Here is a 21,379-nt window from a genome sequence, read left to right on the forward strand (position 1 = left end):
AACGGTACGTACGGTGGTGTGAGAGGACGGTAATTAAAATAATTAATTACCTCCTACTCGATTGGGTGTCCAGTATGGGCATAAGACATAATGAGTCCATTGGAAAGATTGGAAAAGGACCTAAAGGTGCAGTAAATTAGATATAATTAAGTATTTATTCAGGTAAAGAGGTGTCCACCTATTTGCCTTATTTTTTTATTTGTATGTTTGTCTGTAGAAGCTAATATTAATGATTTCAGTTATTTAATAGCAGAGAGACTTAGTGTCTCTATCTTTTTTGTCACTTTTATGAAATTTGTCATTTTACTCAAGAAAACCTTTAATTCTGTCGATTAATAATATAGAAAGTATTATATAATTAAGTTAGATTATTTTTATTGTAGTAGACAAACGAAAAGTTACCGAGGAGGAAATGAATTTGTTAAATAATAAAACAATATTAGTTACTGGGGGAACAGGATCTTTTGGTAAAAAGTTCATTGAGATGATTTTAGAGAAGTATGATCCAAAAAAGATAATTATATATTCAAGGGATGAATACAAGCAAGGATTAGTTAGACAGCAGTTTAAAGATAAATTAGATAAACTTAGATTCTTTATCGGAGATGTTAGAGATAAGGATAGACTATATAGAGCCTTTGATGGGGTAGACTATGTTATCCATGCAGCAGCGATGAAGCAGGTACCTGCTTGTGAATATAATCCTTTTGAGGCTATAAAGACTAATATTCATGGAGCCCAGAATATTATTGATGCTGCTATAGATAGAGGTGTAAAGAAAGTGGTAGCCCTATCTACTGATAAAGCTGTAAATCCTATAAATCTATATGGAGGGACTAAGCTAGTATCAGATAAGTTATTCATATCAGCTAATGCTTATTCTGGAGATAAGCCTACTGTATTTTCAGTGGTTAGGTATGGGAATGTAGCTGGTAGTAGAGGCTCGGTAATACCATTTTTTAAAGATTTAATAGAGCAAGGAGTAAATGAACTTCCTGTTACTGATTACAGGATGACAAGGTTCTGGATAACATTAGATGAAGGTGTAGAGCTAGTTTTCAAAGCTTTAGAAGAGTCAAAGGGTGGAGAGACATATATATCTAAAATACCTTCATTCAAAATAACTGATCTAGCGAAAGCCATGCTTCCAGAAGGATCTATGAAGGAAGTAGGTATTAGAGAGGGAGAGAAACTTCACGAAGTTATGATAACTAGAGATGATTCTAGAAACACATATGAATATGAAAAACACTATATAATATACCCTCACTTTGAATGGTGGAACTTTAAAAAACACTTTACTCCAGGAGGAAGATTGATAGAAGAAGGATTTGAGTATAATTCAGGAAATAATAAAGAGTGGTTAAGTATAGAAGACTTAAGAGTAGCAATGAATGAATTAGGATTCATTCCTATTAAAGATGCTGCATTACTTGAAGCAGCAGTTACTAAATAAATATTACTTATAGAGTAGGTGAAGAAATGGACAAACTGGCTATATTAGGTGGGACTCCTATAAGGAAAGATTATTTGCCCTATGGAAGGCAAAATATAGATGAAGAAGATATAAAAGTAATAGTAGATACTTTAAAAAGCGACTATCTAACAACGGGACCAAAAGTCAAAGAATTTGAAGAAAAAATTGCTAAATATGTAGGAGCTAAATATGCAGTAGCATTATCTAATGGTACTGCTGCATTACATGCAGCTTGTTATGCAGCCGGCATAGGAGAAGGGGATGAAGTGATAACTACACCTCTTACATTTGCAGCATCAGCTAACTGTGTACTATATTTAGGTGGTACCCCGGTTTTTGCTGATATAGATCCTAAGACTTACAATATCGATGTGGAAGATATAGAGAGAAAAATAACTGATAAGACAAAGGCTATAATTCCTGTGGATTATACAGGACAAGCAGTAGATTTAGATAAAATCATGGAATTAGCTAAAAAATATAATCTAATAGTTATAGAGGATAGTGCCCATGCTATTGGAACTGAATATAAAGATAAAAAAGTAGGTAGTATTGCAGATATGACAGAGTTTAGTTTTCATCCTGTAAAGCATATTACTACAGGAGAAGGTGGGGTTATTACTACTAATGATAAGGATTTATATGAAAAGTTGATCCTATTTAGGACCCATGGTATCACTAGAGATAGTGATTTAATGACAGATAATAATCAAGGTTCTTGGTACTATGAACAATTAGACTTAGGGTTTAATTATAGGATTACAGATTTTCAATGTGCCTTAGGGATTAGTCAACTTAATAAACTAGATGACTTTATCCATAGAAGACGAGAGCTAGTGAATATATATAATGATAAACTATCTAAAATGGATGGAGTTATTACTCCCTATGAATCTAAAGATTCTAATTCCAGCTGGCATTTATATGTTATCCAATTAGAGCTTGAGAAATTTAATGGGGATAGAAAAGAAATTTTTGAAGCTTTAAAGGCAGAGAACATAGGTGTCAATGTCCACTATATACCGGTACACTTGCATCCATACTATAAAAAGTTAGGATATGAGAAGGGATTATGTCCTGTAGCTGAAAGGGTGTATGAAGGGATCATTACACTGCCCTTACATCCTTCTATGAAGAATGAAGATTTAGATGATGTAATTATGGCCTTAGAAAAAGTATTAGACTACTATAGGAAGTAGGGGTATTATGAGTAAAGTTATTGCTATTATACAAGCTAGAATGGGATCTAGTAGACTCCCAGGTAAGGTACTATTAGATATCTGTGGGAAGAGTGTATTAGAACATGATATATTAAGGATAAAACAATCCAAGGAAATTGATCAGATAATTATAGCTACCACTGAAAGTCCTAATGATGATGATATTGTTAAGGAAGTTAATAGACTAGGGATTAAAGTATTTAGAGGTAGTGAAGAAGATGTACTGAGTAGATATTATCATGCAGCTAAAGAAAATAACGGTGATATAATTGTGAGGATCACTTCTGATTGTCCATTGATTGATCCTAAAATTGTGGATGAAATCATTAAATTTTATAAAGATAATGACTATGACATAGTGACAAATGGAGGAGCAGATTTAAGTAAGAGAACTTATCCTAGAGGATTAGATACAGAAGTTTTTACATTTAAATGTTTAGAAGAAGCTTATAATAATGCTCAAGAAAAATATCAGAGAGAGCATGTAACCCCATATATATATGAAAATGATAAATATAAAAAATATTTTTATATGAACGATATAAACTATTCTAAATATAGATGGACATTAGATACTGAGGAAGACTTTGAGTTGATAAAAGAAATATATAAGTATTTATATAATGATAGACATGACTTTTATTTAGAAGATATAGTTAGATTGATGAAAGAAAATAAAGAGTTAATAAATATAAATAAAGATATAGAGCAAAAGAAGATTAAATAAAGGTGTTGAAAAGGGTGAATGTAGAATTAAAGCTTGTAAATAAACGGCATTGTGAATTACTATATGAGTGGGCTAATGATGAGTTAGTTAGAGAACATGCTTTTAATACAGAGCAAATTGACTACGGTGAGCATAAAAAGTGGTTTGAAAATAAAATCAATTCTCCTAATACTTATATCTACATAGCTTATATTGAAGAAATTGCAATAGGACAAATAAGAATAGATATAGAAGATGACATAGGATTTATAGATTATAGTATAGATAAAGAGTATAGGGGTAAAGGCTATGGTACTACAATATTAAAAAAAATAGTAGAGAAGTTTGTGACTAAAGATAAAGTTGTTAAGATGTTAGTAGGAAAAGTAAAAATAAAGAATACTGCATCACAAAAGGCTTTCAAGAATTCGGGATATACCAGAAATACGAAAAATGATACTATTGAATATTATATTAATCTTACTAAGGATAATTAGGAGGATATTTATGAATAAAAGGATAAAAATAAATGATAGGTTTATAGGTGATGGATATCCATCATATATAATAGCAGAAATGTCAGCAAATCATGCTGGCGACATAGATAGAGCTATAGAGATTATACATGCTGCAAAAGAAGCTGGTGCAGACTGTATCAAAATACAAACATATACAGCTGATACTATGACAATCGACTGTGATAAAGAGTATTTCAAAATAAAAAAGGGAACATGGGAAGGAGAAAACCTATACAAATTATACGAGAAAGCATATACACCATGGGAATGGCAGGCTAGACTTAAAGAAGAGGCTGAAAGTATAGGTTTAGATTTTCTTTCTACCCCCTTTGATAAAACTGCCGTAGATTTTTTAGAAGAATTAAATGTAAAGTTTTATAAAATTGCCTCTTTTGAATTGGTTGATATTCCACTTATTAGATATATAGCTTCAAAGGGAAAACCAATCATTATGTCCACAGGAATGGGAACATTAGAAGAAATTGAAGATGCAGTAAATGCCATAAGAAAAGAAGAGAATAATGAAATATGCCTTCTTAAATGTTCTAGTGCCTATCCAGCAGTTCCTAAAGATATGAATTTAAAAACTATAGAGTATTTAAAAAGTAATTTTGGAGTAATTGCGGGATTATCAGATCATACATTAGGGTCATTAGGAGCAGTGACTGCAGTTGCATTAGGAGCTAAAATAGTAGAGAAGCATTTTTGTATAAGTAGAGAAATTGAAAATCCTGATTCATCTTTTTCTATGGAACCCCATGAATTTAAAAAAATGGTACAAGATATTCGAATAGTTGAAAAAGCCATAGGTAAAGTTGACTTTGAGGTATCGGAAAGAGAACATGTAAGTAGAGGATTTAGAAGGTCTATATTTGTAGTTAAGGATATGAAAAAAGGAGACAAATTTACTGAAGAAAATATGAGAATAATTAGACCAGGCTATGGAATTAAGCCTAAATATTATGACGATGTAGTTGGAAAAAGAGCTAATAGAGATATAGAAAGAGGAACACCGCTTAATTGGGATATGGTGATTTAGTATGAAAGTACTTATTGTAACCGTAAAACCATGGAATATAAAAAAATCTATTCAATTAAAAAAAGAGAATAAAAATATAGATGTATTTATTATTACTGATAAAAATGAATTAACTTATGAAAATATAAGAGATATTAATCCAGACTATATTTTTTTTCCACATTGGTCTTGGATGATACCAAAGGATATATATTCCAACTTTAATTGTATTGTATTTCATATGACTGATCTACCCTTTGGAAGAGGGGGTAGTCCATTGCAAAATCTAATGTCTAGAGGTATAAAGGATACGAAAATATCTGCTATAAAGGTAGATGGAGGTATTGATACAGGAGATATTTATTTAAAGGAAGACTTAAATCTCAATGGGACTGCCGAAGAAATATTTATTAGAGCTTCTAATATTGTATTTGAAAAAATGATTCCACAAATCATAGATAGAAAAATAGAACCTATTAAACAACAGGGAGATGTAGTTAGTTTTAAGAGGAGAACTCCTAAAGATAGTGAATTAGATACTAGCTTTGATTTAGAGAAAATATATGATTATATTAGAATGTTAGATGCAGAGGGATATCCAAATGCATTTATAGAGTTTGGAAATTATAGATTAGAGTTTAGTAGGGCATCTTTAAAAAACAATAAAATAATAGCAGATGTAGAAATAGTAGAGGTGAATGAAAATGAGTAAAATACTAGTGGTAGCTGCTCACCCAGATGATGAAATATTAGGCTTAGGTGGTACTATACGAAAAAGAATTGATCAAGGAGATATTGTTGATTGTTTGATTTTAGGGGAAGGAATGACTTCTAGAGGAAATAAGAGAGATGATACTGATGAACAAGTTTTAGAAAGTCTACATAAGGATACTTTAGATTCAGCAAAGATAATAGGATTTAGAAGTGTATATTTCTCTAATTTTCCTGATAATAGATTTGATTCAGTAGATTTACTTGATATTATTAAAGAAGTTGAAAAATATATTACAATTCTAAATTCAGATATAATCTATACTCATCACTATGGAGATCTAAATATTGATCATAAAAAAACATTTGAGGCAGTGATAACTGCATCTAGACCAGTAGGAGAGTATAGTGTTAAAGAAATATATTGCTTCGAAACCCCATCATCTACAGAGTGGAATTTTCAATATGGAGATAATATGTTTAAACCAAATGTATTTATTGATATAAAAGAAACACTTGAAGAAAAACTTAATGCAATGGCATGCTATAAAACAGAGTTAGGAGAATATCCTCATCCTAGATCTTTGAAAGCATTAAAGCTAATAGCAGCTAGATGGGGCACAGTAGTAGGAAAAGAATATGTTGAAGCCTTTGAGTTGATTAGAAAGGTTCAATAACATGAAAAATATAGGAATAAGAGTTGATGGTGGAAAATCTGTAGGTATGGGGCATTTAGTTAGATGCTTATCTTTGGCTAAAGAGTTAAGACAAAATGGAGATAATGTTTATTTTTTAAGTAAATTTGAAGATGGCATAAAAAAGATAGAAATAGAAGGGTTTAAATATATTAAATTACAAGAAGATAACGAGGAGAAAATTGAAGGGTTTCATTATGGAAATAAGTCTGAATTAATCAATGAAGTTGAACAATTATCTTCTATAATAAAAGAAAAGAATATAAGTGCTTTAATAGTAGATAGTTACAATGTGACTAAAGAGTGCTTTTTAGATTTGAAAAAAGAAGTAGATACCTTAATATATATTGATGATATTAATAAATTTTCTTATCCAGTAGATATCATAATAAATGGGAATATTACTGCTACTGATATGAACTATGAAAGATACTATGAAAAAGAATTGCTATTACTTGGAGCTAAATATACTTTAATAAGGGATGAATTTAAAAACCTTCCCAAAAAAGTTATTAATAAAGATATAAAAGAAATCATGATAACTACAGGAGGATCTGATCCTTATGGTGTAACATTAAAAATACTAGATTCATTAAATCTAGATTTAAAAAAGATAAAATATAATGTAGTGATTGGTAATGGGTTTGATAGAGAACTAATATGTGAACTTGAAGAACGCTACCATTTGAATGAAAATATTATATTTCATAAAAACCCACCTAGTATGTCTGAGATAATGTTAAAGTCAGATATTGCTATATCATCAGGAGGAAGCACTATATATGAGTTATGTGCCACTGGAACTCCTGCCATTACATTTATATATGCAGAAAATCAAGAATCCTTAGTTAAAAAGATGGAAAAGGAAGAATATATAAAAAGCTTAGGATGGTTTAATGAGTTTGATAAAGAATCCTTACAGAATACACTAAAACAATTAGTAGGTTATAGTGATAGAGAGAATATATCAAATAAAATAAAAAAGCTAGTTGATTGTAATGGAGCCAGACGAACTGCTGATATAATATCAAATTTATAAAAGAGATATAAGCATACCTTATAAGGTATGTTTATATTTCTTTTATGTGTAATTATATAGAGTAAGTATAAACTACAATTTATAAAATTAACTAATCTTCTGTAAAAATATAATGTTAAAAATTTCTATTAATAGGAAGGGATAAGAGACTTCAGTAGAGAATCAAATTTTTAAAGGAATATTAATACTAGGTATATGATAGAAAGATTAGCAGGGATACTATTTTAAACTCGTGTGAGTGGAAGAATGAGATGAAAAGAAATGCTTTTAATAGGTCATTATAACTGCTTTTAATATTCACAATTATTATCTCTACTATACAGCTAAACAAGGCAAATGCTGCACCGACATATAATGTAATATACGAAGGAAATGACAATATATCATTTAGTAAAGCCTATATTACAAGTTATACTACTGGGGTAGTAGATGTGGTAGATTTGAATACGGGTACTGTAGAAAAAGGTAAAATTAGAGTAGGAAGTAAACCAACTACTTCAGAAATCAATCCAAATGGCAAACAAGTATTTGTAAGTAATAAAGATAGTAACTCAGTGTCTGTTATAGATACTACCGAAGGTAAAGTAATAAAAACAATCAATGTTGGTCAATCTCCAGCTGAGATTGCATATAACCACGATGGAAGTAAGGCATATGTAGCAAACTATGATTATAGTATTTCTGTTATTAATACCAGTAGTCTTGAAGTAACTAAAAGCATAAGGACTATAGGGCGACCAATGGCACTTGTAAATGTGGGATCAGATATTTATTTTGTAAAAAAAGAATCAAATAAAATAAGTATCATAGACACGATAACTGATAAATTAAAAACAGAGACAATAGAATACGATTCATTTGGATCAGCATATGGAATTACTGTCAATCCAGATGGTACAAAAATATATGTTCCTAATGTATTTAATAAAAATATAGGTGTTATTGACTTGGATACTAAAAAGGTAGAAAAAAAGATTGATATAATGGGGATGGCTTATTCAGTGGAGATTTCGCCAGATGGAAGTCAGATTTATGTGCCACTTGTAACTAAGAACAAACTTTTGATTATCAGAAATTCAGACAATAAGATAGTGGGTAATATCGATGTTGGACGAAACCCTTATATCGCAGGCGTTTCAATGGATGGAAATCACGCCTACACAGTTAATTATGGAGATTCTAATATGAGTGTTATTGATATTGAAAGCAATCAAGTGGTTGATACCTTAGGTTTAAGTGATAAACCTTATATGATTGGAAAATTTATGATATTAGTGGCAGTTGCTAACCAATCTAGTAATGCAGACTTAAGTGATTTAATACTAGGTGAAGAAACATTATCACCAGTATTTGATAGTAGTACAACAGAATATACAGCAAGTGTATCAAACTCAGTATCAAGTATCAAAGTTACACCAAAAGCAGCAGATGGGAAGGCTATACTGACAGTTGATGGAATACCTGTAACAACTGGCAGTGCTTCAGAGGCAATATCATTAAATGAAGGTCAAAATACAATAGATATAAAAGTAATAGCCGAGGATGGAACTGAAAAAATATACACTATAACAATGATAAGGGCATTACAAAAATTCACTTTAACATATGATGGTAATGGAAACACATCAGGAGTTATACCAATAAATCTCAGTAGCTATGAAGAAGGAAATACAGTAACAGTTGCAGATAATAAAGGAAGTTTAGAAAAAACAGGCTATAGATTTGCAGGATGGAATACATCAGCGGATGGAAATGGAACTGATCATATGGCGGAGGATAGTTTAACTATAGGAACATCAGATATCATATTATATGCTAAATGGAAACCAAAACCAGTAGCTAAAGATGAGGATACTACTAATGAAGATACAAGCATAATAATAGATGTTCCACCTTATATTTTTGAGGATATCAAGACATCAAATAAAGTAGATTTAGAAGAAGCAAAAGAAGCTATAGGAGATAATGAAGGTAGCTTGCCATACTCTGTGGAGGAAAGAGTTGGGAATCAAAGTAATGACCTAGAAGATAAAATAGAAGTAGAGGAATTTGAGTCTCCAGTAGAAGTTATTACTGACATTGAAGATGTAATAATAAGGACATATGATCCAAGGGTTAATAATACAATAGACATACATAATAACTTAAGAGACAATCAAAAATCATTCAGAGTAGATAGACTTAGAGAAAGACTAGAAGATGAAGTAAGTGAAGTTAAAAAGATATTATTAGTAGATGATGAAACAGAAATATCAGTAGAAGGAATTGAGGGAACATCCTTTGATGAAGGTATATATCTAGTAGTAGACCAGGTGTTAAGATATACAGAGGTTGTTGAACATGATGAGAAAGTACAAAAAGAATTAGATAAATTAAGAGAAACAGTTAAAGAAAATATGAAAGACAAAGAGTTAGTTGAATTATATGACATAAGCTTAATGAAAAATAATATTAAGATTCAACCAGATGGAAAAGTGAAAGTGAAGATAAAAATACCTGAAAAATATATAGATAAAGAAAATATAGATATAGTATATATATCAGATTATGGAGACGTAGAATCAATGAATGCAGCAGTCACTGATAAGGGATACTTAGAATTCATCACAGATCATTTCAGTTATTATGGTATAGTGGCAAAACCAATAAATCAATTATGGTGGTGGCTTCTACTAATCCCATTAGGATTAATAATCAAGATTGGGATGAAAAAAAGAGCTGTTTTTTATGAAACATGGTATAAATCCATATAGAACAGCTGATTTTCTAGATGCAACCCCATTCGTATTCTACGTATTTGTAATGTTAGCAGTAATGATGGATAGTATATTACTAGGCACTGGAAGGTTTAATAGTATAGCTACTGTATATAATAAGCTAATTTACAGGAGATAGATAAAGGTCCGAATAAAATTTTCATATATAGCTTCTAAAATAAATAGAAAGTTTGTAATTAAAATTAAAGAAGAGAAATGAAAGTATAGTAAGTAATTTTTAATTCCTGAAAAACAATATGAGGAGTTTATTAATAATTATAAAGATAAAAATGAAATAATAAACTACTCTCATAATATTGGAATAGCTCCATATATACTCCTAGGAATATTAAGACATGATAGAATGATAGGATATCAATATCATAGTGATTTAATACCATCTTTTGAGATAGTAAGAGATTAGTTAATAATAGATTATGAAAAGAAATATATATTAGAAGATATTGATTTAATGGGTTCAAAAGTACTTAGCAGTGAGGTGCTTTATGAACCTATTTTTATTATATTTAGATCTATTACTATGTAGTTTTTCAAAATAATAAGTAATAAATTGTATAAAGAATAATTAAATGGACAAGCTATAGATAAAGGTTAAAATAAAGGAGGAAGAATAAATTATGAGAATAAGACCTCATATAGTAATTGCAGATTTAGAATGGTATTTAAAGTTATATGATATTGCCTTATCGGAAGAAACAAGAAGAACCTTACTTGAAGTAGAAGAATTTGCTTATAAATGTGATAACCCTTCAAGTTATAATATCTTCTTTAGTAAGATAATGAGAAATTCAAAGAGTATAAGGAATATACTTATTGAGGAAGGTGCTAATCCTAACTTTATTGCATTAATGTTAGAGAGAGATTATTACGAAGATATAGATCACTTGTCAAAATATGAGAAGGAAGCATATAGTTATTCTGAAATAGGTATAAGAAAAAATAATGATAAGACAGTCGTTATTGATAGGGCACTAGAGTATTGTATTAAAGATAATAGAAAATTAATAGAAATAACAGATGTTTTTTTAGCAGCTATAGATAATTATGAAAGAATATTAGAAGAAGCCGATGCTCATTCAGGATGGACAGATAAAAGAATGAATAGCCAATATGCTATGTTTTCTCATGTTTGTGGATGTTATAAGGAGGAACTATTAGTTAAGTTTGATGATATAAGAAATGCCATATTAAAGATTAGAAAACAGAATAAGTCCATAAAAATTGCATAAAGAAGTATATAAGGAAAAGTAGGGACCTATAGGTCTCTACTTTTAATACATAAATATAAATATGTTAAATTAAAGGAAATCTGTCTATAATATAGAAATGTATATATACAGAAATATTTACAGAGGTAAGGGATGAGATAGGGGAAATAACTATACTTAATGGGGTACTATTAGTGATTGCCAGTGGGTTATTATAGCAGGAGTATCCATAAACAAAACAAATGCTAATAAATTAAGAGAAAAAACTGAAGTTTTAAATAGTCAAATACAAGCAGAAAAAACTATTAGTAAAAAAGCTAGTGGCAAGATAAATAATACCGATGATAATATGAGTAAATGCATAGTAGAATATAAGAAGAAATTTCATGAGAAAGAAGATATAAATGAATAGAATGAGAATAAAAAAGAGACTACTAATACGGATGAGGAAAAGGATGAAGAGCCTAGTGAAGAGTCTAGGGGGGATACAAAGGAAATTGAAGAAATCCCAATAGAAGATGAAGTTACACCCGAAGAAGAGATTACATCTGATGAAAAAAACTCTAAGGTACAAATTCTTAATGGACAAACTACCGATGAGTCATCGGTGGATGATAGTGAGGAATAATGATATATATATATAAAACTATAGTTAATTAAATATAAGGGAAAAATCTATGATAATAGGAGTAACAAGAGAAATCAAATTTATCTATGATAAAATATCTCTTCATAGCTCCACAAGTCTTTTTAGTGAGTAAATCAAGAGATAAATACGAATTAAAAAGACGGATTTTAAGGTTTGTATTTTGTGTTAAATATAAAAATTATATTTAGTACAAATGATAAAAGATATTAAATTATCTTCTGGATAATTTTACTATTATTAGCGTTGTCTTTTTAGTTAGTATATGATAATATATATACGAATATAAAAGACATCAGTGGAGCTAGGAGGTGAGCTTATGACTAAAAAGGAACTTGTGATGGAACTAATTCAAAATAATAATGGTTTTATTACATCTAAGGAAGCTGCAGCAGCAGGTATAAACAATAAAACATTGCAACGTATGCAACAGTTAGGGGAAATTGAAAGAGTAGAACATGGAGTATATATGGATCCAAATCAGATGGAAGATGATTATCTTTTAACTCAATACAGATGTAAGAAAGGAATCTTTTCACACGAAACTGCGCTTTATTTTCACGATTTAGCTGATAGGACACCTTTTCAGATGATGCTAACGATCCCTTCAGGATACAATACAAGATTTATTAAAGATAAAGAAAAGTATAAATTTTTTTATATTGCAGAAAAACTTCATTCAATTGGTGAAATGACTATGTTGACACCTTTTGGAAACCAAGTCCATGTATATGATAAAGAAAGAACCATCTGTGATTGCCTTAAAAAGAAAGATTATTTAGATAATGATTTAGTAATGGAAGCAGTCAAACGATATTTTAAAATTCCTGGGGCAGATTATGCAAAACTACTTAAGTATGCCGAAATTTTTAATATCAGAGATTTGGTTCGAAGATACATGGAGGTGTTAACGTGAAAATAAGTAGTCCTAGACAATTAAAAGACTGGATTAATAATATGGCTAAGGAAAATAATCTAATAGCAAATACCGTGCTACAGAATTTTATGATGGAAAGGCTTCTTGAAAGGATTTCTGTTTCGCAGTATAAAGATAACTTTATTCTAAAAGGTGGTTTCCTGATTGCAGCCATGGTTGGCATAGATATGAGAAGTACCATGGACATGGATACAACTATAAAGGGTATTCCTGTTAATAAAGAAGCTATAGAAGAGATATTAAGTGAGATACTTTCGATTGAACTTGAAGATAGTGTAACTTTTAAACTTAAAAATATTAAAAGTATCCATGATGTAAGTGACTATGATGATTTTAGAGTTTCCATAGAAGCCCATTTCTTCACGATCAGAGTGAACATGAAGATAGATATTACTACAGGAGACTTGATTATCCCTAAAGAAGTTGAGTATTCGTTTAAGCTCATGTTTGAAGAACGGGATATTTCAATAAAGGCATATAATTTGAATACAATCTTAGCAGAAAAGATTGAATCAATTTTAGCACGAAATGTAGCAAACACACGAGCAAGAGATTATTATGATGTATACATTCTTCTTACACTTCGAAGAAATGATATTGATATGGAAAACTTACGTAATGCAATACGAAAAAAAGCTGAAGAGAGAAATACGTTGGTATATATAGAGAATAATGAAAAGTATCTTAGGGATATAGAGGAAAGTAAAGAGCTTAATACAATATGGAAATCATATAAAGAGAAGTATTCCTATGCAGAAGATATTGATTTCATAGAAATTACAAATATACTAAGGGAAATCTTCATGATGAAATAGTATGAAATCTTGAATGATATAAAACTTTACAAATTATAAATCTAATACAACAACTTATATGTTACAAGGTACAAACTCTTAATGGACAACCTACTGATGAGTCATCGTCGGGTAATAGTGAAGAAGATTAACAAAATATATAGTAAACAACTACCAAGTGCTTTGGTAGTTGTTTTTATGATGGGATTATTACAATAAAAAAATATACAGTTTGTACTTACTCTTTAGATTGTATGAATTAATAGGACTAGTAATGAATATATAATACTATAGTTAATTAAATATCGGGGGGAATATCTATGATAATAGGAATACCAAAAGAAATTAAACCTAACGAATATAGAGTAGCATGTGATCCAAATGGGGTAAAGGAAATAATTAATAATGGTCACGAGGTTTTAATCCAAAAGGGTGCTGGATTAGGTAGTGGATTTCAGGATAGAGAATATGAAGAACAAGGGGCAAGGATAGTAGATTCTGCTAGACAGGTATATGAGGGTTCTGAACTAATATATAAGGTAAGGGAAGTGTTTCCAGAGGAGTTTGAGTATTTAAGTGAAGGTCAAATAATATTTGCATATATACATTCCAATGTATATAGAAAACAAACAGATGCTATGCTAGAAAAGAAAATTATTGGGATTTCTTATGAGGATATTACTAATGAAGATGGGGAATTTCCTTTATTAAAACCAATGAGTGTATTAGCAGGTAAAGGAGGATTTTTAGCTGCATTGAATTTCTCTCAAAAGATTCAAGGAGGTAGAGGTATCTTTTTATCAAGGATAGAAGGGATTAAAACTCCTGAGATAACTATAATAGGGGCTGGGAATTCAGGACTAGGAGCAGCAGAGCTAGCTTCTTCCCTTGGAAATAGGGTCACTGTACTGGATATTGATATAGAAAAAATGGAAAGAGCAAAAAGTATATTACCTCTTAATGTAGAGTTTTTATATTCTAATAAAAATAATATAGAGATGTGTTTAAAGAGATCCGATGTAGTAATCAATTGTATAAGATGGGCAAGATGGAAGAGAGATCATCTTATAACTAGAGATATGCTAGGGTTGATGAAGGAAGGCTCATTGATAGTAGATGTAGCCTGTGATGAAGGGGGAGCTATAGAGACCTGTAGAGTGACCACCCATGATGATCCAATATATGAAGTGGATGGTATAATACACTATTGTGTAGATAATATCACCTCAGCTTTTTCACAAACAGCAACCCAGTCCCTAAGCAGCACAACTCTACCTTATTTGCTCCAAATAGCAAATAGAGGAGTGGAGAAAGCACTAATGGGGAATAAGTATCTTAGAAGAGGATTATCTTTCTATTATGGAAAATTAATCTCAGAAGAGACAGGGAAAAAGCAACAAAGACCATATATTACAGCAGAAGAAGCTTTAGGTATAACATATTAAAGAGACTTTTAAATGACAAGGATGCCATATTGCATCCTTGTTTTTAAGTATATTACATGTTTTAATCCTTGTTACAATGACAGGGAGAAAAGATAAGATTCTTCACTGTGCTCGGAAGGACAAAGGTTATTGATAAATATTCTAAAAATTCAAACAATACTATTGATTTTGAGTTTTGTACATGGTATAATTTAAAAAAAGAATAGTATTGTACAATGGAGTACAATGATCGAAGCGAAGAGGCTTGCTCTAAACATATTATTATGTTTTGTGGCAAACCTTTCTGTGTTTTTAGGGGGATTTATATTTAGAATAATCTATATAAGGAATGATTGTGTATGGAAGAGCTTGATAAGAAAAGAATTATTCAAGAGTTTGTGCCTGGAAAACAGGTGACATTAGCCCATCTTATTGCAAATCCTGATAAGAGTATATATATGAAGTTAGGATTAACTGATGAATATAGTGATGCAATAGGAATCCTTACAATAACACCTAGTGAAGCAGCTATTATAGCAGCAGATGCAGCCACTAAAGCTGCAGATGTAAAGATAGGATTTATAGATAGATTTAGTGGTTCCTTGGTTATTACTGGAGATGTATCCAGTGTGAAATCAGCTCTTAAAGAAATAATATATTTATTAAGTAATGTGTTAGCATTTACCCCTACTAAAATAACTCAATCCTAAGGAGATATAAAGTGAAGAAGGTTATATTAATCGGAGAAATAGGGTGTGGTAAGACTACTTTTGTTCAATCATTAAAGGAAATTGATATGGAATATAAGAAGACTCAAACGATGGAATACTATGAAAATGTCATAGATACTCCAGGAGAGTACCTTGAGAATAGAAGGTACTATAATGCATTAATTGTGTCTTCCTATGACTGTGATGTGATAGGATTGGTGCAAGATTCATCCAGTAAAAAATGTTCCTTTCCACCAAGTTTTGCATCGATATTTGCTAAGCCTGTTATTGGGATAATCACAAAAATAGATAAGGAGTCAAAAGACCTAGAATATGCTACAGCATGTCTTAAATTAGCAGGAGTAAAAGAAATATTTAAGGTAAGTGCAGTTGAAAAAGTAGGGATAGATCAGTTTAAAGATTACTTAAAATAAATTTTATATTATAATTTGTCCTCATAACTAATATACATAATACAAGTTAATATTTTGATTTGTTAAGGAGGAAATAAGATGAGATACAGAATAGTAGTAGCCGACGATGATCCTATTACTAGGATGGATATCAGTGAGATTCTCAAAGAAGAGAACTACAATGTTGTAGGGGAAGCTTCTGATGGATTTGATGCTGTGGAATTATGTAGAAAGTTTAAGCCAGATTTAGTGATCATGGATGTGAAGATGCCTATCTTAGATGGGATAAAGGCATCTAAAGTTATAACTAATGAAGGTCTAGCTAAATGTATAGTGGTATTAACAGCATACAGCGGTATGGAGTTTATAGATCAAGCAAAAGAATCTGGAGTGATGGCATACATTGTAAAGCCTATAGGTAAGAAGAACCTTATACCTACTATAGAGGTTGCCATATCTAGGGGGGAAGAATTAGAAAAGATAAAGAATGATGCTAAAAATATAGAAAGCCAGTTAGAATATAGAAAGATAATTGAAAAGGCTAAAGGTATCCTCATGAAAAAAGAAAATATATCTGAAGAAGAGGCCTATAATATGATTAGAAAGCTTAGCATGGACAAACGTTATCCAATGAAGAACATTGCCTCTGCAATTATAATGAATAATTAATAAAATACATAATATATTTTGGAGAGATGAATATGCTTAGAAGTCTATGTAAAAAGTACACTGAGCTTAGTGAGTCAGATATAAAGAAGCTTGAGAAAATGTCAGAGATACTTCCTATAATAGCAGATTTGGTAAGGGCTGATGTGTTTATAGACTGTGTGACTAATGATCCTAATGCAGCCATAGTAGTAGCAGAAGCTAAGCCCACCACCTGTACATCAATGTATGAATATTCTGTGGTTGGGGAGTTGGCCTTTAGAAAGAATGAACCGGCAGCCCTTAGAACACTAGAAATAGGCATGGCCACAAGGGATTTAAAGGCTATAACCCAGGAGAATAAAACAGTAAGACAGAATGTAGTCCCTATAAATAATGATGCTGGAAATGTTATTGGGGTTTTAATAATGGAACAGGATATAACGAAGGATGTGAAACAAGATAAGAAGATGGAGTTTTTAGCAGAAACAGCAGAGCAGCTTACAGAGACCTTGCTTAACTTTACAGATAGTGAGTATACCGTAACTTATCATATAAATGATGCCATAGTGATGTTTGATCAGCAAGGAATTGCTACATATAGTAATCCAAGGGCAATAGAACTCTATAAGGAGTTAGGATATAGGGATAATATAATAGGGATGGATTTTGATAATCTAGTTTTAGATGGAAGTTCCTTTAGTAAACTCATAGATGAGTCTGATTTAAAAGTGTCAGAGATAACAGTAGGAAAACTAACATTGCAAATAAAATATGCAGCAATGAAACAAGATAATAAAATTGTAGGGGTGACTATGTTAATAAAAGACATAACCGAAGTAAGAGAAAAAGAAAAGGAACTTATCTTAAAGTCTGTAGCAATAAGGGAAATCCATCATAGAGTAAAGAATAATTTGCAAACAATAGCAAGTCTTCTAAGTCTTCAATCTAGAAGAATAAATAATGAATTAGTAAATAAATCTTTTAATGAAAGTATAAATAGAATTCTTAGTATAGCTGTAACCCATGAGATTTTAGCACAAAATGGCGTGGATGATGTGGATCTAAAGACTATAATAACAAAAATAAAGAAAAATACAATAAATTACGGATTACCCGGCATGAAAGATATAAAGATAAGTATAGAGGGAGATAGTTTGACTATAGACTCAGATAAAGCTACCTCTATAGCATTAGTGGTAAATGAGCTATTACATAATTCTCTAGAACATGCCTTTGATGAAAAAGGTGAAGGATTTATAGATGTTTGGATTCAAAAGGGTAGTGTGTATTCTAGTATATCCATAATTGATAATGGAAAAGGATTTGATGTGAAAGATACAAAGACTAGTAGTTTAGGACTTAATATAGTTAGAAGTATTGTAAAGGATAAGCTACATGGTCACTTAAATATAGATTCAACAGAAAGTGGAACTAAGATAATATTTGATTTTAAAAATGAATAAAAAAACACAATGACGTGTTTTTAGAAAAGGCGAAGGGGCCTAGGGAGTATGATTTCATACTCTCTAGGTCCCTTTTTATCATTTTATGGGGAGGGATGATTTTGAAGGAAAAAATATTAAGTGTAGGGATAGACATTGGGACTTCAACTACGCAATTGGTATTTAGTAATTTAACTATAGAAAATACAGCCTCAGCCTTTTCCATACCTAAAATAAGAATAGTAGATAAAAAAGTGATATATAAAAGTGAAATCTATTTTACTCCACTAAGATCTGCCATAGAGATTGATGGAGAGTCAGTGAGAAAAATAATAGAAAAGGAATATAAAAGAGCAAGGATTCAACCAGAAGATGTAGATACTGGAGCTGTGATAATAACTGGGGAGACCGCTAGAAAAGAAAATGCTAGCATGGTTTTAAATAAGCTTAGTGGATTAGCAGGAGATTTTGTAGTTGCCACAGCTGGGCCAGATCTTGAGTCAATAATTGCAGGAAAAGGTGCAGGAGCAGATCTTTTATCTAAAACTAAGAGAAGTATAGTAGCAAATCTAGATATAGGTGGAGGAACTACAAATATATCGGTGTTTAAGGATGGAGAGATAATAGATACCACCTGTTTGGATATAGGGGGTAGACTGATAAAGATCAATCCAAAGACCATGAGATTAGAGTATATATCTGAAAAGATAAAGAAGCTAGCTGAGAAGATGAGAATTTCTCTAGAAGTAAATAAGGAAATAAGGATTAATGATATAAAAGCAATAACTAATAGAATGTCAGAAATATTAGAGGAAGTATTGGGAGTTAAAGAGGCAACAGAGGATTTGAATCTTCTTTTGACTACAAAGGATCTTAAAAGAAATTACAACATAGAGTATATATCATTTTCAGGCGGGGTAGCAGATTGTACATATGAAGAAGACTCCTATAGCAATAATTTTCAATATGGAGATATAGGAATTATTCTTGGAAAGAGCATAAAGGATAGTATCCTCTTTGAGAAATTTAGCATATATAAACCCCCTGAAACTATAAGGGCCACAGTGGTAGGAGCAGGAAGTCATACTACAGATATAAGTGGAAGCACTATTACTTTTACAAAGGATATATTTCCTTTAAAGAATATCCCAATTCTAAAGCTTTCAGAGGAGGATGAGAAGCTCAATTATCAAAGTTTAAGCCAAAGAATTAAAGAAAAGGTGGAGTGGTTTAACTTAGATAATGGAAACCAGCAAGTGGCATTGTCATTAAAGGGGGTGAAAAATCTAAGTTTCAAAGAGCTTCAAGCTATGGCTGAAAGTATTATTGCTGGTATGAAGGAGATATTGAATTTGAATATTCCATTGATAGTTGTAGTAGAAAATGATATTGCAAAGGCTTTAGGTCAAACAATTCATAGATATTTGGGATATAAAAAGGATGTAGTATGCATAGACAGTGTGAGGGTGGAGAATGGAGACTTTATAGACATAGGTAAACCTTTGGCCAATGGGAGGGTGGTACCTATAGTTATCAAGACATTAGCTTTTGGATATTAATATTTCAATATTAATTATAAAAATAAGAGGTGAAAGTATATGAGATTAAAGACTAAATTATTTGGCGAAGTATATCAGTTCAACTCAGTTAAAGAAGTGTTAGCTAAGGCTAACGAAGAAAAATCTGGAGATAAATTAGCAGGGATAGCTGCTAAATCTGTGACAGAGATGGTAGCAGCAAAGGAAGTACTTAGTAACCTTACCCTGAAAGACTTAAGGGAAAATCCAGTTATTCCATATGAAGAAGATGAAGTAACTAGAATAATCCAAGATGCAGTAAATGAAAAGATATATGGAGAGATTCAGAACTGGACAGTAGGAGAATTTAGGGAATGGATACTTGATCATAAAACTAAGGAAAGCGATATTAAAAGGATTAGTAGAGGCCTTACCAGTGAGATGATAGCAGCTGTTGCAAAATTAATGTCAAATCTTGACCTTATGTATGGGGCTAGCAAGATTAGAATAACTGCCCATTGTAATACTACCATAGGCCTACCGGGGACATTGTCAGCTAGAGTTCAACCAAATCACCCTACAGATGATATTGATGGAATATTGATATCTGCTATGGAAGGATTATCCTATGGATGTGGAGATGCAGTTATAGGGCTAAATCCAGTAGATGACACAGTTAATAGTGTGACTAATGTATTAAATGCTTTTGCAGATCTTAAAAATAAATGGAATATACCAACTCAAGCATGTGTATTGGCCCATGTGACTACTCAAATGAAAGCTATCAAAAATGGTGCTCCTTCAGACTGTATATTCCAAAGTATAGCAGGATCTCAAAAAGGAAATGAAGCCTTTGGCATAACCGCTGCAATGTTAGATGAGGCAAGGGAATTAGTCTTAAAAGAGGGAACAGCTACAGGACCTAATGTAATGTATTTTGAAACAGGCCAAGGATCTGAGTTATCTTCTGATGCCCATCATGGAGTAGACCAGGTGACATTAGAGGCTAGATGTTATGGATTTGCAAAAAGATATAGTCCATTTTTAGTTAATACTGTTGTTGGTTTTATAGGACCAGAATTTTTATATGATAGTCAACAGGTTATAAGGGCAGGACTAGAAGATCATTTCATGGGTAAGTTGACCGGCATCCCAATGGGAGTTGATGCTTGTTATACAAACCATATGAAGGCTGATCAAAATGATGTAGAGAACTTAGCTGTATTACTTAGTACTGCAGGATGTAACTATTTCATGGGAATACCAGCAGGGGATGATGTAATGCTTAATTATCAATGTACTGGATACCATGAGACTCCAGCATTAAGAGAGCTATTAAATCTAAGACCAATAAAAGAATTTGATGAATGGTTAGAAAAGATGGGAATAACACAGAATGGAAAATTAACAGATAGAGCAGGTGATGCATCTATATTTCTTAAATAGGGGGAAAATCCTTCAATATTTCTAAAAAATGGA

Annotated in this window: 20 protein-coding genes; all 20 read left to right on the forward strand. The window is 31.3% G+C overall.

The window, feature by feature from the left end; all coding sequences use genetic code 11:
- Positions 1-418: 418 nt before the first annotated feature.
- The gene (gene pseB / locus GOQ27_RS05080) at positions 419-1,456 is read left to right on the forward strand and encodes a UDP-N-acetylglucosamine 4,6-dehydratase (inverting) (protein ID WP_203365753.1); all 1,038 of its coding nucleotides are present in this window, start codon (positions 419-421) and stop codon (positions 1,454-1,456) included.
- Positions 1,457-1,482: 26 nt separating this feature from the next.
- Positions 1,483-2,676 carry a UDP-4-amino-4,6-dideoxy-N-acetyl-beta-L-altrosamine transaminase gene (gene pseC / locus GOQ27_RS05085; protein ID WP_203365754.1) on the forward strand — a complete coding sequence of 398 codons (1,194 nt, stop codon included), beginning with the start codon at positions 1,483-1,485 and terminating at the stop codon, positions 2,674-2,676.
- Positions 2,677-2,683: 7 nt separating this feature from the next.
- Positions 2,684-3,424 carry a cytidylyltransferase domain-containing protein gene (locus GOQ27_RS05090; RefSeq protein WP_203365755.1) on the forward strand — a complete coding sequence of 247 codons (741 nt, stop codon included), beginning with the start codon at positions 2,684-2,686 and terminating at the stop codon, positions 3,422-3,424.
- A 14-nt stretch (positions 3,425-3,438) separates the two neighbouring features.
- Entirely contained in the window at positions 3,439-3,900 is a 462-nt protein-coding gene (locus GOQ27_RS05095) for a GNAT family N-acetyltransferase (RefSeq protein WP_203365756.1), read from the forward strand.
- Between the two features lie 10 nt (positions 3,901-3,910).
- Positions 3,911-4,960, forward strand: a complete 1,050-nt coding sequence (gene pseI, locus GOQ27_RS05100; protein WP_203365757.1) for a pseudaminic acid synthase — start codon at positions 3,911-3,913, stop codon at positions 4,958-4,960.
- 1 nt (position 4,961) lies between these two features.
- Positions 4,962-5,651, forward strand: coding sequence for a formyl transferase (locus GOQ27_RS05105; RefSeq protein WP_203365758.1), 690 nt, complete (start codon positions 4,962-4,964; stop codon positions 5,649-5,651).
- Complete coding sequence (locus tag GOQ27_RS05110; protein ID WP_203365759.1) at positions 5,644-6,327, forward strand: PIG-L deacetylase family protein; 684 nt, start codon at positions 5,644-5,646, stop codon at positions 6,325-6,327. The genes GOQ27_RS05105 and GOQ27_RS05110 overlap by 8 nt, the downstream gene beginning before the upstream one ends.
- A gap of 1 nt (position 6,328) precedes the next feature.
- Positions 6,329-7,384: a UDP-2,4-diacetamido-2,4,6-trideoxy-beta-L-altropyranose hydrolase gene (pseG, locus tag GOQ27_RS05115; protein WP_203365760.1), complete on the forward strand. Its 1,056-nt coding sequence runs from the start codon at positions 6,329-6,331 to the stop codon at positions 7,382-7,384.
- A gap of 431 nt (positions 7,385-7,815) precedes the next feature.
- Positions 7,816-10,137, forward strand: coding sequence for a cadherin-like beta sandwich domain-containing protein (locus GOQ27_RS05120; RefSeq protein WP_203365761.1), 2,322 nt, complete (start codon positions 7,816-7,818; stop codon positions 10,135-10,137).
- A complete protein-coding gene (locus GOQ27_RS05125) occupies positions 10,112-10,279 on the forward strand; it encodes a hypothetical protein (protein ID WP_203365762.1) in 168 nt (55 codons plus the stop codon). Before GOQ27_RS05120 ends, GOQ27_RS05125 begins: the two co-directional genes overlap by 26 nt.
- Before the next feature lie 499 nt (positions 10,280-10,778).
- Positions 10,779-11,390 (forward strand): hypothetical protein, encoded by a 612-nt coding sequence (locus GOQ27_RS05130; RefSeq protein ID WP_203365763.1) that lies wholly within the window; start codon positions 10,779-10,781, stop codon positions 11,388-11,390.
- Between the two features lie 965 nt (positions 11,391-12,355).
- A complete protein-coding gene (locus GOQ27_RS05135) occupies positions 12,356-12,931 on the forward strand; it encodes a type IV toxin-antitoxin system AbiEi family antitoxin domain-containing protein (RefSeq protein WP_203365764.1) in 576 nt (191 codons plus the stop codon).
- On the forward strand, positions 12,928-13,767 hold the full coding sequence (locus tag GOQ27_RS05140; protein ID WP_203365765.1) for a nucleotidyl transferase AbiEii/AbiGii toxin family protein: 840 nt from the start codon (positions 12,928-12,930) through the stop codon (positions 13,765-13,767). The genes GOQ27_RS05135 and GOQ27_RS05140 overlap by 4 nt, the downstream gene beginning before the upstream one ends.
- A 299-nt stretch (positions 13,768-14,066) precedes the next feature.
- Positions 14,067-15,191, forward strand: a complete 1,125-nt coding sequence (locus GOQ27_RS05145; protein ID WP_203365766.1) for an alanine dehydrogenase — start codon at positions 14,067-14,069, stop codon at positions 15,189-15,191.
- Positions 15,192-15,529: 338 nt separating this feature from the next.
- Positions 15,530-15,880, forward strand: a complete 351-nt coding sequence (eutS, locus tag GOQ27_RS05150) for an ethanolamine utilization microcompartment protein EutS (RefSeq protein WP_203365767.1) — start codon at positions 15,530-15,532, stop codon at positions 15,878-15,880.
- Between the two features lie 11 nt (positions 15,881-15,891).
- Positions 15,892-16,314, forward strand: coding sequence for a EutP/PduV family microcompartment system protein (locus GOQ27_RS05155; RefSeq protein ID WP_203365768.1), 423 nt, complete (start codon positions 15,892-15,894; stop codon positions 16,312-16,314).
- Between the two features lie 78 nt (positions 16,315-16,392).
- Positions 16,393-16,962, forward strand: a complete 570-nt coding sequence (locus GOQ27_RS05160) for an ANTAR domain-containing response regulator (RefSeq protein ID WP_203365769.1) — start codon at positions 16,393-16,395, stop codon at positions 16,960-16,962.
- Between the two features lie 32 nt (positions 16,963-16,994).
- On the forward strand, positions 16,995-18,404 hold the full coding sequence (locus GOQ27_RS05165; RefSeq protein WP_203365770.1) for a sensor histidine kinase: 1,410 nt from the start codon (positions 16,995-16,997) through the stop codon (positions 18,402-18,404).
- A gap of 101 nt (positions 18,405-18,505) precedes the next feature.
- Positions 18,506-19,942, forward strand: coding sequence for an ethanolamine ammonia-lyase reactivating factor EutA (gene eutA / locus GOQ27_RS05170; RefSeq protein WP_203365771.1), 1,437 nt, complete (start codon positions 18,506-18,508; stop codon positions 19,940-19,942).
- Between the two features lie 39 nt (positions 19,943-19,981).
- Positions 19,982-21,346, forward strand: a complete 1,365-nt coding sequence (locus GOQ27_RS05175) for an ethanolamine ammonia-lyase subunit EutB (RefSeq protein WP_203365772.1) — start codon at positions 19,982-19,984, stop codon at positions 21,344-21,346.
- The last annotated feature ends 33 nt before the right edge of the window (positions 21,347-21,379 follow it).

It is taken from the genome of Anaeromonas frigoriresistens (assembly GCF_016820655.1).
GTDB lineage: Bacteria > Bacillota > Clostridia > Tissierellales > SIT17 > Anaeromonas > Anaeromonas frigoriresistens.